The organism is Albidovulum salinarum, from assembly GCF_025673475.1.
Lineage (GTDB): Bacteria > Pseudomonadota > Alphaproteobacteria > Rhodobacterales > Rhodobacteraceae > Albidovulum > Albidovulum salinarum.
This window is the reverse complement of record NZ_JAOVQO010000023.1, coordinates 1-13,096: the sequence shown is the minus strand read 5'-3', so window position 1 is coordinate 13,096 and position 13,096 is coordinate 1. Positions and strand designations below refer to the sequence as shown.

At 69.5% G+C, this 13,096-nt stretch carries 13 protein-coding genes, 1 other RNA gene and 1 pseudogene; 8 read left to right on the top strand and 7 right to left on the bottom strand.

Translation table 11 applies throughout. The features are described from left to right. Window positions 1-2 precede the first annotated feature (2 nt). Window positions 3-962: an NAD(+) diphosphatase gene (gene nudC, locus OEZ60_RS19535; protein ID WP_263340033.1), complete on the bottom strand. Its 960-nt coding sequence runs from the start codon at window positions 960-962 to the stop codon at window positions 3-5. Window positions 963-1,174: 212 nt separating this feature from the next. Here nudC and OEZ60_RS19530 point away from each other — a divergent pair, with 212 nt between their 5' ends. Together OEZ60_RS19530 and OEZ60_RS19525 are read left to right on the top strand one after the other, a co-directional pair. Beyond that, entirely contained in the window at window positions 1,175-3,154 is a 1,980-nt protein-coding gene (locus tag OEZ60_RS19530; RefSeq protein WP_263339908.1) for a bifunctional 2',3'-cyclic-nucleotide 2'-phosphodiesterase/3'-nucleotidase, read from the top strand. Window positions 3,155-3,218: 64 nt separating this feature from the next. After that, the gene (locus tag OEZ60_RS19525) at window positions 3,219-3,566 is read left to right on the top strand and encodes a hypothetical protein (RefSeq protein ID WP_263339906.1); all 348 of its coding nucleotides are present in this window, start codon (window positions 3,219-3,221) and stop codon (window positions 3,564-3,566) included. On the opposite strand, the gene OEZ60_RS19520 is transcribed toward OEZ60_RS19525, so the two are convergent. Further along, the gene (locus OEZ60_RS19520; RefSeq protein ID WP_263339904.1) at window positions 3,526-4,296 is read right to left on the bottom strand and encodes a hypothetical protein; all 771 of its coding nucleotides are present in this window, start codon (window positions 4,294-4,296) and stop codon (window positions 3,526-3,528) included. The two genes, OEZ60_RS19525 and OEZ60_RS19520, sit on opposite strands and share 41 nt — an antisense overlap. A 174-nt stretch (window positions 4,297-4,470) precedes the next feature. Beyond that, on the bottom strand, window positions 4,471-4,950 hold the full coding sequence (locus OEZ60_RS19515; protein ID WP_263339901.1) for a protein-tyrosine phosphatase family protein: 480 nt from the start codon (window positions 4,948-4,950) through the stop codon (window positions 4,471-4,473). 229 nt (window positions 4,951-5,179) lie between these two features. Between OEZ60_RS19515 and OEZ60_RS19510 the strand changes: the two genes are divergently transcribed. Further along, complete coding sequence (locus OEZ60_RS19510) at window positions 5,180-6,295, top strand: alpha/beta hydrolase (protein ID WP_263339899.1); 1,116 nt, start codon at window positions 5,180-5,182, stop codon at window positions 6,293-6,295. A gap of 64 nt (window positions 6,296-6,359) precedes the next feature. Here the strand turns inward: OEZ60_RS19510 and OEZ60_RS19505 are convergent, their stop codons facing one another. From OEZ60_RS19505 to OEZ60_RS19495, 3 genes are all read right to left on the bottom strand, one after another. Beyond that, entirely contained in the window at window positions 6,360-6,830 is a 471-nt protein-coding gene (locus tag OEZ60_RS19505) for a nucleoside deaminase (RefSeq protein WP_263339897.1), read from the bottom strand. 124 nt (window positions 6,831-6,954) lie between these two features. Then, a complete protein-coding gene (locus OEZ60_RS19500; RefSeq protein WP_263339895.1) occupies window positions 6,955-7,959 on the bottom strand; it encodes a DUF1214 domain-containing protein in 1,005 nt (334 codons plus the stop codon). A gap of 215 nt (window positions 7,960-8,174) precedes the next feature. Continuing rightward, on the bottom strand, window positions 8,175-8,645 hold the full coding sequence (locus OEZ60_RS19495; RefSeq protein ID WP_263339894.1) for a BrnA antitoxin family protein: 471 nt from the start codon (window positions 8,643-8,645) through the stop codon (window positions 8,175-8,177). Window positions 8,646-8,792: 147 nt separating this feature from the next. Between OEZ60_RS19495 and ffs the strand changes: the two genes are divergently transcribed. The 5 genes from ffs to recR all read left to right on the top strand — a co-directional run bounded on the left by ffs (window position 8,793) and on the right by recR (window position 12,946). Further along, window positions 8,793-8,889, top strand: an RNA gene (ffs, locus tag OEZ60_RS19490) — signal recognition particle sRNA small type. 154 nt (window positions 8,890-9,043) lie between these two features. Further along, on the top strand, window positions 9,044-10,084 hold the full coding sequence (gene rsgA / locus OEZ60_RS19485) for a ribosome small subunit-dependent GTPase A (protein WP_263339891.1): 1,041 nt from the start codon (window positions 9,044-9,046) through the stop codon (window positions 10,082-10,084). A 151-nt stretch (window positions 10,085-10,235) separates the two neighbouring features. Next, entirely contained in the window at window positions 10,236-11,975 is a 1,740-nt protein-coding gene (locus OEZ60_RS19480; protein ID WP_411709819.1) for a DNA polymerase III subunit gamma/tau, read from the top strand. A 10-nt stretch (window positions 11,976-11,985) separates the two neighbouring features. Then, on the top strand, window positions 11,986-12,339 hold the full coding sequence (locus OEZ60_RS19475; RefSeq protein WP_263339888.1) for a YbaB/EbfC family nucleoid-associated protein: 354 nt from the start codon (window positions 11,986-11,988) through the stop codon (window positions 12,337-12,339). Window positions 12,340-12,346: 7 nt separating this feature from the next. Continuing rightward, complete coding sequence (gene recR / locus OEZ60_RS19470; protein WP_263339885.1) at window positions 12,347-12,946, top strand: recombination mediator RecR; 600 nt, start codon at window positions 12,347-12,349, stop codon at window positions 12,944-12,946. 16 nt (window positions 12,947-12,962) lie between these two features. Here the strand turns inward: recR and OEZ60_RS19465 are convergent. Next, window positions 12,963-13,096 (bottom strand): annotated as a pseudogene (locus OEZ60_RS19465) (D-glycerate dehydrogenase); the annotation flags it as partial.

Below are 13,096 nucleotides of genomic sequence, written 5' to 3'. Positions count from 1 at the left end.
CGTCAATCCAGCCGGTCCGCAACCCAATGGGTCAGCAGGAACCCCGCGATCGCCCCCCGCCGCGGCCGGCGGATCGTCGGATGGTCCCCGGCCAGCACCCGCGCCGCCTCCTCGCGGCCGATCCAGACCGCCGCCTCCAGCTCGACCGGGTCGAGCGTGATCGCCTCGCTCTCGGCCTCGGCGAGGCAGCCGATCATCAGTGACGAGGGATAGGGCCAGGGCTGGCTCGCGAGATAGCTTACCCGCCCGATCCGCACCCCGGTCTCCTCGGCGACCTCGCGGCGCACCGCGGCCTCGATCGTCTCGCCCGGCTCCATGAAGCCCGCGAGACACGAATACATGCCCTCGGGCCAGCCCGGCGAGCGGCCGAGCAGTGTCCGCTCGCCGCGCGTGACGAGCATGATCACCACCGGATCGGTGCGCGGGAAATGCCGTGTCCCGCAGTCCGGGCAGCGGCGCTGCCAGCCCGCCTCGATCACCGCGCTCGGGCGGCCGCAGGCCGAACAGAACCGGTGGCTCCGGTGCCAGCCGAGAAGCGCCTTCGCGGTCGCCACAAGCTCCGCGTCCCCGGCCGCAAGCTCCGCCATGAGCCCGCGCAGCTCGGCGAAGCGGTGATCGCCCGGCAGGGCCGGATGACGCTGCTCGGTCGGATCGAAGAAGACCCCCTCCGCCGGTGCCTCGCCCGCAGGGGGCTCCCAGCCCGAGACATCGACCGCGAACCGCGCCGCACCACCCTCGAGCCCGAGCAGCACCGGCGCCTCCGCGGCCTCGGCGAGCACCGCATGGCCGGGCGGCAACCAGCCCGCGGCATTCCCCGCGAACAGCGGCTTGCCGCGCCAGACCGGCAGGATTCGCGTCTCCCCGGCGCAGAGGTGCGCCGCGACCGCCTCCGGATCGCCGCGCAGCCCGGCCGCCCGGTCGAGCCCCGCGCCTCCGAATGTCACCGTCTCCGCCAGCCGCATCGCCCGCTCCGCACCGTCGCCACCCAGATGTGGCACGGCACATCACCGGTTGCAAACCCGCCATCTGACGCCTCCGGCACACTCAACTCTTACGATACTAACGATGATGAATTACGCGCAAATGGTATGGAAACCGTTTACGCCAGCGATTAGTGTCGGCCACATGTCATGATACCCTGCGACAGTGACCATCCGCGCGCAGGGAGGCGACCATGACAAGTGTACCGCTCAACCCATTGACCCGGAGGGATTTTCTCTCCGGAACCGCCGCCGGAGCCTCCTTGATCGCACTGCATCCCTATTCCGCCTTCGCCGCCGCCGGACAGGCGCATCTGAGGATCATGGAGACCACGGACCTCCACGTCCACGTCTTCCCCTACGACTATTACTCCGACAAGCCGGTCGACACCGTGGGCCTCGCCCGCACCGCCGCGATCATCGAGGCGATCCGCGCCGAGGCCACCAACGCGATGCTCGTCGACAACGGCGACTTCCTGCAGGGCAACCCGATGGGCGACTACATCGCCTACGAGCGCGGCATGAAGGAGGGCGACCTTCACCCGATCATCGCCGCGATGAACACGCTCGGCTTCGAAGCCTCGACGCTCGGCAACCACGAGTTCAACTACGGGCTCGACTTCCTCATGAAATCGGTCGCCGGCGCCAATTTTCCGATCGTCTCGGCCAATGTGGCGACAAGGCTCGGCGCCTCCCCACGCGCGGACGAGACGCTCCTGAAACCCTATGTCATCCTCGACCGCGAGGTGACCGACGGCGCCGGCCAGGCCCATCCGATCCGGGTCGGCCTCATCGGCTTCGTACCGCCGCAGATCATGACCTGGGACCGCCGCCACCTCGAAGGCAAGGCGCAGGCCCGCGACATCGTCGAGACGGCGCGGGCCTGGGTGCCGCAGATGCGCGAGGAGGGCTGCGACATCATCGTGGCGCTTTCCCATTCCGGCATCGCAGACGCAGACCATGCCGACGGGATGGAGAACGCCTCGGTGCCCCTGGCCCGCGTCGAGGGGATCGACGCCGTGATGACCGGCCACAGCCACCTCGTCTTCCCCTCGCCGACCTTCGACGGCTATGCCGAGGTCGATGCCGCGACCGGCACGATCTCCGGCAAGCCCGCGGTGATGGCCGGGTTCTGGGGCTCCCACATGGGACTCATCGACCTCCTCCTCGAACGCGACGGCAACGCATGGCGGGTGATCAGCTTCACGACCGAGGCCCGGCCGATCTCGCAACGGAACGAGGACCGCTCGGTGACGCCCCTCGTCGAGAGCGTGCCGACAGTGCTCGACGCGGTCCGGAAGGAGCACGACGAAACGCTCGGCTACATCCGCCGCGCGGTCGGCAAGACCTCGGCGCCGCTGCACAGCTACTTCGCGCTCGTCGCCGACGATCCCTCGGTCCAGATCGTCTCGATCGCCCAGAAATGGTACATCGCCGATATGATGAAGGGCACCGATTACGAGGCCCTGCCGATCCTCTCGGCGTCCGCGCCCTTCAAGGCCGGGGGCCGGGGCGGGCCGGACTATTACACCGACGTGCCGCCGGGCGACGTCGCGATCAAGAATGTCGCCGACCTCTATCTCTACCCCAACACGATCCGCGCGGTGAAGGTGACCGGGGCCGAGTTGAAGGACTGGCTCGAACGCTCCGCCGGCATCTTCAACCAAGTCACGCCGGGCGAAGCCGACCAGCCGCTCATCAATCCCGACTTCCCCTCCTACAACTTCGACGTCATCGACGGCGTGACCTACGAGATCGACCTCTCGCAGCCTTCGAAATACGGACCCAAGGGCGAGGATCTGAACCCCGGCGCGAGCCGCATCGGCAGCCTGATGCACGAGGGCCAGCCCGTGGACCTCGCGGCCGAGTTCGTGATCGCGACGAACAACTACCGCGCCTCCGGTGGTGGCGCGTTCCCCGGCGCCAAGGGCGACACCATCATCTTCGAAGGGCCCGACACCAACCGCGACATCATTGTGCGCTACATCATCGAACAGGGCACGATCAACCCGGCTGCCGATTCCAACTGGAAATTCAAGGCCTTGCCGGGGACGAGCGTCGTGTTCGACACCGGCCCGCGGGCCGCCGGCCACCTCGGCGGCCTGACATCGCTGGCGATCGAACCGGCCGGCGACGGGCCGGACGGCTTCGCCCGGTTCCGCATCGCGCTCTGACGGCCGGGCCTCGACGACGGCCGCCCGGCAGGGCATAAGCGGCGGGCAATCAGGAGGTCCCGCCGTGCGTCTGATCCTTTGGCTTCCGGTTCTCGCCGGCATCGCCGCCGGCGCGGCCTGGCTCACCCGGCCCGGTTCGGAGGCGTTCGACGCCCATCTGCGCGCCGGGATCGAACGCCGCATCGCCACGACCGACGTCGGCAGCGAGGGCGACCCGGTCGCGACCATCGCCCTCGTCGGCTGCAAGCTGCGGCCCTCAGACTGCTTCACCCTCCTGCGCCAGAGCCTCGACGTCACCATCGAGGACCGCGCGTTCTACACCCGCTTCCACGTCAAGGGGCTCAACCACACGGCCAGCTGCACCGGCGCCTTCACCCGGATCTGGTGCCGCGAGGACCCGCTCGGGACCTGACCCGGCCCCCGCCGCGTCGGGGCAGGAACACCTCGCGGACAGACATCGGGATTGCCATCGCCGCGACCACCTTCTCGCTGCCGCCGAAGAGCCCGCCCAGCCCCTCCACGCTCGACCCGAGCGACTTGTCCCCGTCGAGCACCATGCCCAAGGGCCCGCTCATGGCGACATCGACGAGCTGCTCGTAGCGGTCGATGCGGTGGACGTCGGGAGCGGTGCTGGAACAGGGCATGCCCTCGCTCGATGACCAGGGCGGCGTGCCGGACTGGTATCGGAGCGTGAAGGCCAGCTCGCCGCCGCTCTCGGGCTCGACGCTCCATTCTTCGGTCCTATTCGGCGCCGTGCGATCGGCGCTTTCGAGCGTCGCCGACCGCCGGATCTCCGCCGCCGCGCCATTGCCATAGGGGTCATAGCGCTCAGCCGTGGCATAGGTCCGCTCCTCCTCCGATCCCTCCCCTTTCGCGAGGCAGACAAGCGCCGTCGTGCGAAAGCTCGCCGGATCGGAGGGATTGCCCTCGGCGTCGCGGGCAAGGTAGCGGTCGACGAGGACCAGAAGCATGTTGGCACCGTCGAGCGCCCCGCCCGGAAACGGCACCGACTGCCAGCCCACGGACAGCATCGCCTGCACCGCCGCCTCGTCGGCCTGAAACGCGATAAGGATGCGAGCGTCATTGGTGGAACCGGCGAAGCTCTCGGCATTCGCGGACCGGCCGGATCCGAGGGCGGCCATCGCCACCGAGGCGGCAATGAGCAGCGCGCGGGTCAGTGATGTCTCTCTCGCTCCCGCTTCCGGACGCGCGTGGCGCCGTCGGTGGCGAAACCCGCGCGTCGACTCTTCTGAGTGAGCATACAGCATCGCACCGGACCGCCCCGGTCTTCCGCGCGACCCGCCCGCGCGGCGGCGCTACCGCGCCGCCCAGAGCCGCTGCGCCTCGGTCTCGACCGCGCAGGGCCGGACCACGCGGAGCCGCGCCAGCGCCGCCTCCGGCGCCTCGCCCGCCTCGACCATGAGCCGCAGCACCGCCATGCCCGAGCGGCCGCAGCCGCCCATGCAATGCGCCAGCACCCCCCGCCCCGCCGCAAGCTCCGCCCGCGCCGCCTGCGACGCGGCCCCCCAGCCCTCGCGCAGCGCCGCGCTGTCGGCGCCGAAATCCGCGACCGGCAGGTGGTGCCAGCCGATCCCCCGCGCCGCGAGATCGCCCGAGAGCCCGAGCGCCCCCATCGCCGCAAGCTCCGGCCCCGTCGCCATCGTCAGGACGAGCGAAGGTCCCCAGCCGAGAATCGCCGCGAGATCGCCGGCATAATCTCCGCCCCGCCCCGGCATCGGGCAGAGCGCGAGCCGCCCGCCGCCCGCCGCCAGTTCCGAAATGGTGAACCCTGTCATATGGATCCGATGCCACGCCGCCGGCCCGCGATCAAGTTGGGCGTTGCGCGACCGCACCAAAGCATGTGAGCATCGCCGCGAAGAACCGGCCCGCGCTCGCCTCGGCCGCTGGTCACCCGTTGCCCGATGGGCCGGGCGATCCAACGGTCCGAAACCTCCGGGCCGGGATCATGTTGTGCATGGAGACTGGGTGATGGCCGAGCAGAAATCTCCGATACCGGGGCGCCGCGTGTCCGGACGTACGGCGCTGCCGCTCAGCCGCCTCGCGATCGCCTGCACGGCGCTGTGGCTCGCCTCCTGCGGGAAGCCGCCCGAACTCATCGGCATCGACAACCCCGAGGTCCCCGTCGCCTCCGTGGCCGCGGCCCACCAGCACAAGATCTTCATCGCGACGACGCGCGCGGCTTCCGAGGTCGTCGGCGCGCTATACTCGGGCGAGCGCGCCCCGGAGCTGGGCCTCGCCTCTGTCGATGTGTCGGTTCCCCCGACCCATGTCACCGGCGAGTTGGAGCGCCCGGAAAAGCTCCCGCCCGATCCGCGCACCGAATTCGCGATCGTCGAGCCGTCGGTCTACGCCAGCGACCGCGCCTTCATCGCCGCCATCGAGGCGGAACTGCGCAAGCGCCCGCCCGGCGACAGAGACATCCTCCTCTTCGTTCACGGCTTCAACAACACGGCGAGCGACGCGCTTCTGCGGGTCGGCCAGTTCGTCGAGGACACCGGTTTCACCGGCGTGCCGGTGCTCTTCACCTGGGCCTCGGCGGGCAAGGCGACGCGCTATGTCTACGACCTGAACAGCGCCCTCGTGGCGCGCCCCAAGCTTATCGAAACGGCCGATATTCTCGGACGAACCCATGCCGAGGGCTTCGACCTCTTCGCCCATTCCATGGGCACCTTCCTGACCATGGAGGCGATCGTCGACCGGGCCCAGAAAGGCCAGTTCAACCGCACCGGCCGCCTGCAATACGTCATCCTCGCCTCGCCCGACATCGACCTCGATCTCTTCCGGACCCAGATGCGGCAACTCGGCCCCGATCCGGGCAACTTCTTCGTCCTGCTGTCCAAGGACGACGTGGCCCTCAAGGCCTCACGCCGGCTGGCCGGCGGCGTTCCGCGTGTCGGCGCCGCCGATGCCGAGGCGCTGTCCGAGCTCGGCGTGACGGCCATCGACCTCTCGGCGATCGAGGATTCCGCATCCGGCAGCCATTCCAAGTACGCCGGCTCGCCGGAGGTGGTTCAGCTGATCGGCCAGGGGCTGAACAACAATCCGCGATACGGACATGCTCCCCAGACGCGGCTGGGCGAGATCCTGGGGCAGACGCCGATCCGCATCGTCTTCGAATGACCCCAGGGGCGCGGTTCGGCTCCCGCTCCTTCGCCGCGCGGCCCTCTGCCCCTACGGGGAGCCGTCACCAGAAATCCTTGTGGTCCTTCACGATCTCGTCTTCGAGGTCAGGGAACGGGCCACGCACCGCCACGTGGCGACGTCCGGCGGCGAACACCTGATGGCAGCTAAGATCGAGGGTCAGGTTCTCCGGATTGTCCCCGGTCAGTTCGGCCAGCCGCTTTTCGCTGAGCCCATAGACCACGGTGCCGATGCCGGCCCAGTAACAGGCCCCGGCACACATGCAGCACGGCTCGACCGAGGTCACCAGCGTGCAGCGCTCGAGGAATGCCGGGTCGTATTGCTGCGCGGCCGCGCGGGCCACGTTCGCCTCGGCATGCCCGACGCCGCGATCCTGCGCATAGGTGTTCCCCGACGACAGGAGCACGTCGCCCTCTGGCCCGACCAGGAGCGCCCCGAACGGATGATTGCCGCTCGCACGGCTCGCGGCGGCGACCTTCACGGCGTGACGCAGATGATCGGTATCGCTCTTCATCGCGGCCTCCCGGGGTGCCCCTTCGCAACCGTGCGGCTGTTGGCGTTGTGCCGCTCTCCATATTCTTGCAGCGATCGCGGGCCGTCCAGCCGCAAACCGGCTTCCCAATCCGTGCGGGCGATAATCAGCCGGCGGGCTCGATCGCCGGGAACGTCCAGCTGCCGTCGAGGATCTCGGCGCGCGGCTTGTAGAGGCGGACGGTGTAATTCCAGCCAGGGGTTACCGGGATGCAGTTGATCCGCCCGTCATCGCAGCCGCCGAAGTTAAGCGTGTAGGAACCGTCGTCGTTCGGCTTGGCCGAGCTGTTGTTGTAGCTGTTGCGGCCGAGGTCGTTGGGCTCCAGATAGCCGTCGGCATTGTAGACCGTCACCGACCAGAAGGCGTCGACGGGCACGTCCTTCACCGTGACCCTATGCGGAGTCTTGCCGTCATTCGCCTCGACGCTGCCGATGACGGCGCTGGCCGTCGTGGCCGGCTGCCCGGCCCATCCCGCCATCGCGCCGACCATGTGGTCGATGGGGTCGACCTCGTCCTTGCGGCCGAAGGCACGGGAAGCGTCGAAGCCCGTCGCGGCCGCCAGATCGTTCAGCGCCTTGCGCGCCCCGGCGAGGCTCTCGAGGTCCCAGTCCGGCGCCTCGAACGGTCCGGCGCCGCCGCCGCTCATCTGGATCCCGTCCTGCGCGGCGTGCGCCCCGGCAAGATCGGACGGGTCGGACGCATCGACGAAGGTGCGGAACAGGACGAAGGCAAACCGCGTGCCGACCTCATCCTCGGTCAACTCATAGGCGCCCGGCGTCGCCTCCACGAAATTGTAGTGGTCCTGGCTGATCACCAGCATGGACTGGAAACGGCCGCCAGCCTCCGGCAGCGTGACCGTCGCCGGCTCGGACAGATCCAGCACAATGGCGGAGTAGAGCGTGTCCTGGTTGGCGCGGATGATCGGCTGCGCGCCCTCGGCCGACACCGGCTCGCGCTCGTGGACGATCTCGCCCAGTCCGACACCGTAGCTCGCCAGGTTGGCCCGGATCATCGTATCGGATTCCGCGCGGACAAGGTTCTCGAGCGTGACCTGCTCGGCAAGGGCGAGGGTCGGGGCGCAGAGCACCAGCGTCAGAATCGTCATTCGCATCTTCATACCTCCGGTTTGCGGTCAGCGGTTCAGAGTGCAGGTGGACCTCTTAGCGCGTGGTCCCCGAACCGGCCTTGACCCTGATCAATCGCGCCGTGGCTCTCCCTGACCGCGATCGGGATCGCCCCCGCCCGCTGCATCCCGGCATCCGATCGCACCGGGTCTGGCCTCCGGGGATCGCCTTTCACGGCAGGGCGCCGCGTCCTCCCGTCCCGTCACATCCCCGTCACCCCGAGGGCCGCGTCGAGCACCGCCCGCGCCTCGGCATCGAAGATGTCACTGTCCTCGCGCATCGCGAGGTAGCGCTGCCGCGCCTCCTCGGACTGGATGACGCCGTATTCCGCCATCACCGCCCGAAGCGCGCGCGCCCGCCTTTCGATCTCGCCCATCCGCATCTGCGCATAGGTGGCCAGCACATGGTTGATCCGCGCCTGGTAGCCCTTGCCCATCGCCCGGAAGAGCTTCGCGACGCTCGCGTCGAGCCTCAACGTGACCTTCACCTTCTCCTCCTCGCAGTCGAGATCCTCCTCGACCGTCGCCCAGGCCTCGGGAACCCGCTCCTGCACCCGGAGCCACAGCCCCTCGTCGTCGCCGAGGCCCTGCAGGTGGCGGGCGAGGCGGGCGCGGGCGAGCCGCGCGGTGCGGGTCTGGGCGAAACGCTTCGGCGGGACGGGACGGTCGGTCATCGTTGCTCCTTGCGGCTCGCCCCAGCCTCGCAGAACCGGGTTAACGCGGCCCCTGCCCGGCGCGCGGTCGTGCCATACGCAACGCCGACGGGATGCCGACATCCAGCCGCCTTGCGAATCCGCCGGCCCTCGCCTATATCGGGCCCCGAGAGGTTGGCGCGGGCGAGCGCCTCGCCAACCCGGTCAGGTCCGGAAGGAAGCAGCCGTAACGAGCCCCGCTTGGGTCGTTGTCCAGCCTCTCACCCTCGACACCCGCTTCAGGAGAAGGACATGGCAGAGCTTCATTCCCTCCGGGCCGGGGCCGTCTGAGACCTTGATCCGCCCCGCCCGTCCCGACATCACCCGCCCGCGCCGTCAACCGCCGGGCAAGGATTTCGGTCTATGACGAGGGCAGAGACTTGACCCTGAATTCCCACACGCTCGCCGATCTCGGATGGTCGGCAAATTTCCAGCGCCAGCTCGACACCGATGAGTTCGGCGCCTTTTCCCCCGCCCGCGTGACGGGCGTCCACCGCGACCGGCTGACCGCGCTTTCCGAAGCGGGGCCGCTCCTCCTGACGCTGCCGCCGGATCTTTCCGCCGGCGATGTCGCTGTCGGCGACTGGGTGCTCGCCGATCCCGCGACCGACCGCGTGGCCCGGCTCCTCGACCGCCACAGCCGGATCTTCCGGCGCGCGGCGGGCGAGGCCTCGCGCGAACAGCTCATCGTGGCCAATGTCGACACGGTCTTCATCACCACCTCGGCGACCGAGGAGTTCAACGAGGCGCGGCTCGAACGCTACCTGGCGCTCGCCCACGCGGGCGGCATCCCGCCGGTCCTCGTCGTGACCAAGGCCGACAAGGCCGACGATCCGGAAACCTACCTCGACCGGCTCCGCGCCATCGCGCCCGCGGTCCCGGCGATCCTGCTGAACGCCAAGGCCGAAGCCGCGGCCGAGGCGCTCAGGCCCTGGTGCGGGCCGGGCCGCACCGTCGCCTTCCTCGGCATGTCCGGGGTCGGCAAGTCGACGCTCGCCTCGGCACTCACCGGCATCGACCTCGAGACCGCTACGGTGCGCGAGGACGACATGAAGGGTCGCCACACCACGACCGCGCGCGAGATGCATCCGATCCCGGGCGGCGGCTGGCTGATCGACACGCCGGGGATGCGGGAACTGAGGCTCACCGACATGGCCGAGGGGATCGACGAGGCCTTCGCCGAGATCACCGGGCTGACCGGCGAATGCCGCTTCCGCGACTGCACCCACGGGCCGGAGCCCGGCTGCGCCGTGCAGGCGGCGATCGCCGCCGGCCAGGTCGACGCCGCGCGCCTCGACCGCTGGAAGAAGCTTCGAGCCGAGGACGCCGCCCATGCCGCCTCGGCCGCCGAGAAGCGCCGCCGCGGCAAGGCCTTCGCGAAGGTCGTCAAGCAGGCGAAGAAGGCGAAACGCCCGAACTGACGCCGTAGACGGACGCGGCCGGGGCGCCCCCCACCCCCATCCCCTCCCCACGAGGGGGAGGGGAGGCGCGAAGCCCCGGCCTCGCTCCGGGTGGACGGCGGCGCGGCGCCTGCCTAGTGTAGCGGCTGATCCGAATCCCGCCCGAGGCCCAATGACCGAAGAGACAGCGACCCGCTACCAGGTCCTCGCCCGCAAGTACCGCCCGGAGACCTTCGCCGACCTCGTCGGGCAGGAGGCGATGGTCCGCACCCTGAAGAACGCCTTCGCGGCCGACCGGATCGCGCAGGCCTTCATCATGACCGGCATCCGCGGGACCGGGAAGACGACAACCGCCCGGATCATCGCCAAGGGCATGAACTGCGTCGGCCCCGACGGCGCCGGTGGCCCCACCACCGATCCCTGCGGCAAGTGCGAGCATTGCGTGGCGATCATGGAAGGCCGCCATGTCGACGTGATGGAGATGGACGCGGCCTCCCGCACCGGCGTCAACGACATCCGCGAGATCATCGAGAGCGTCCACTACCGGGCCGCCTCGGCGCGCTACAAGATCTACATCATCGACGAGGTCCACATGCTCTCGACGAGCGCGTTCAACGCGCTCCTCAAGACGCTGGAGGAACCCCCCGCCCATGTGAAGTTCATCTTCGCCACGACCGAGATCCGCAAGGTCCCGGTCACGGTGCTTTCCCGCTGTCAGCGGTTCGACCTCCGCCGCATCGAACCCGAAGTGATGATCGCGCTCCTGAGGAAGATCGCCAGCGCCGAGAAGGCCCAGATCACCGACGACGCGCTCGCCCTCATCACCCGCGCCGCCGAGGGCTCGGCCCGCGACGCCACCTCGCTCCTCGACCAGGCGATCAGCCACGGCGCGGGCGAGACCACCGCCGACCAGGTCCGCGCCATGTTGGGGCTCGCCGACCGCGGCCGCGTCCTCGACCTCTTCGACCTGATCCTCAAGGGCGACGCCGCAGGAGCCCTGAACGAGATCGGCGCGCAGTATTCCGACGGCGCCGACCCTATGGCGGTGCTGCGCGACCTTGCCGAGATCACCCACTGGATCTCGGTCATCAAGATCACCCCCGAGGCCGCCGACGATCCGACCGTGCCGCCCGAGGAACGCTCCCGCGGCATCGCCATGGCCGGCGCGCTGCCGATGCGGGTGCTGACGCGGATGTGGCAGATGCTCCTCAAGGCGCTCGAGGAGGTGGCCGCCGCCCCGAACGCGATGATGGCCGCCGAGATGGCGGTGATCCGCATGACCCATGTCGCCGACCTGCCCGATCCCGAGCAGCTGATGCGGCGCCTCGCCGAGGGCCCCAGCCCTTCCGCCACCGCTGGCCGCGGCCCCGCACCGGGCGCGGCGCCGACCCATGCCGCGCCCCGCGCGAGCGTCTCGGCCGCCCCCACCGCCAGCGGCGCCGCCACCGCCCGCGCGCTCGACACCGACGTCGCGCTCGCCCGCTACGCGAGCTTTCCCGCCGTGGTGGAGCTGATCCGCGCCAACCGCGACGTGAAGCTCCTGATCGAGGTCGAGAACCACCTCCGCCTCGTCCGCTACACCCCCGGCCGGATCGAGTTCGAGCCGACGCAAGAGGCCCCGCGCGATCTCGCCGCGACGCTCTCGGCCCGGCTCCAGAGCTGGACCGGCGTCCGCTGGGGCGTCTCGGTCGTCTCCGAGGGCGGCGCGCCGACGATCGCCGAGACCCGCGACGCGAAGGAAACCGCCGCCAAGGAGAAGGCGCGCGAGAATCCGCTGGTGCAGGCGGTGTTCGCGGCCTTCCCGAAGGCCCATATCACCGCTATCAGGACCCCCGACGAGGTTCAGGCCGAGGTGCAGGCAGAGGCCCTGCCCGAGGTCGAGGACGAATGGGATCCGTTCGAGGAAGGCTGAGGAGAAAGACATGCTGAAAGGTTTGGGCGGGCTCGGCGGGCTCGGCGACATGGCCAAGATGATGAAGGCCGCGCAGGAGATGCAGGCCAAGATGGCCGCGCTGACCGAGGAGATGGACCGCATCACCGTCACCGGTGAAAGCGGCGCGGGGCTGGTGAAGGCGACCTGCAGCGCCAAGGGCGACTTGAAGTCGCTCGACATCGACCCCTCGATCTTCCAGCCCTCGGAGAAGGAAGTGGTCGAGGACCTGATCCTCGCCGCGATCAAGGACGCGCAGAAGCGCGCGCAGGAACGCACCCGGACCGAGCAGCAGAAGATGATGCAGGACATGGGCCTGCCCGCCGACATGAAGCTGCCGTTCTGAGGCGGCCTTGTCAGAAGCCACCCGCGACATCGAGGCGCTGATCGAGCTGATGGCGCGCCTGCCGGGCCTCGGGCCCCGCTCGGCGCGCCGCGCGGTCTTGCACCTGATAAAGAAGCGCGGCGCGGTGATGGCGCCCCTTGCGAAGGCGATGGCCGAGGTCGCGACCTCGGCGCGCGAATGCGCCGCCTGCGGCAATATCGGCACCGCGGACATCTGCGACATCTGCCGCGACGAGCGCCGCGCCACGGGCGAGATCTGCGTCGTCGAGGATGTCGCCGACCTCTGGGCAATGGAGCGCGGCCAGGCCTTCAAGGGCCGTTACCACGTCCTCGGCGGCACGCTTTCGGCGCTCGACGCGGTCGGGCCCGAGGAACTGCGGATCCCGAAGCTCCTCGCCCGCGTCCGCGACGAGGAGATCCGCGAGGTGATCCTCGCGCTTAACGCCACCGTCGACGGCCAAACCACGGCGCATTACATCGCCGAGGCGCTCGACGGCAGCGGCGTCGCCGTCACCTCGCTCGCCCAGGGTGTGCCGATCGGCGGCGAGCTCGACTATCTCGACGACGGCACGATCCAGGCCGCTCTCAGGGCCCGCAAGCGCCTCTGACCCCCGGAAGGCCGCCTTAGGCGACCTTGTCTTGGGGTGTTTTTCCTTGGAAGTATTCGGTGAGGTTTTGGAGCACTCGGAACCCCATTCCTTCGCGGGTTTGGCGTGTTGCGGATCCGAGGTGGGGGAGCATGACGAGGTTGTCGGCGC

Coding starts and splice junctions, on each gene's coding strand:
- nudC (WP_263340033.1), bottom strand. CDS start 962: ATGCGGCTGGCGGAGACGGTGACATTCGGAGGCGCGGGGCTCGACCGG.
- OEZ60_RS19520 (WP_263339904.1), bottom strand. CDS start 4,296: ATGGCCGCCCTCGGATCCGGCCGGTCCGCGAATGCCGAGAGCTTCGCC.
- OEZ60_RS19495 (WP_263339894.1), bottom strand. CDS start 8,645: ATGACCGACCGTCCCGTCCCGCCGAAGCGTTTCGCCCAGACCCGCACC.
- OEZ60_RS19475 (WP_263339888.1), top strand. CDS start 11,986: ATGCTGAAAGGTTTGGGCGGGCTCGGCGGGCTCGGCGACATGGCCAAG.
- OEZ60_RS19530 (WP_263339908.1), top strand. CDS start 1,175: ATGACAAGTGTACCGCTCAACCCATTGACCCGGAGGGATTTTCTCTCC.
- OEZ60_RS19505 (WP_263339897.1), bottom strand. CDS start 6,830: ATGAAGAGCGATACCGATCATCTGCGTCACGCCGTGAAGGTCGCCGCC.
- OEZ60_RS19480 (WP_411709819.1), top strand. CDS start 10,236: ATGACCGAAGAGACAGCGACCCGCTACCAGGTCCTCGCCCGCAAGTAC.
- OEZ60_RS19515 (WP_263339901.1), bottom strand. CDS start 4,950: ATGACAGGGTTCACCATTTCGGAACTGGCGGCGGGCGGCGGGCGGCTC.
- OEZ60_RS19500 (WP_263339895.1), bottom strand. CDS start 7,959: ATGCGAATGACGATTCTGACGCTGGTGCTCTGCGCCCCGACCCTCGCC.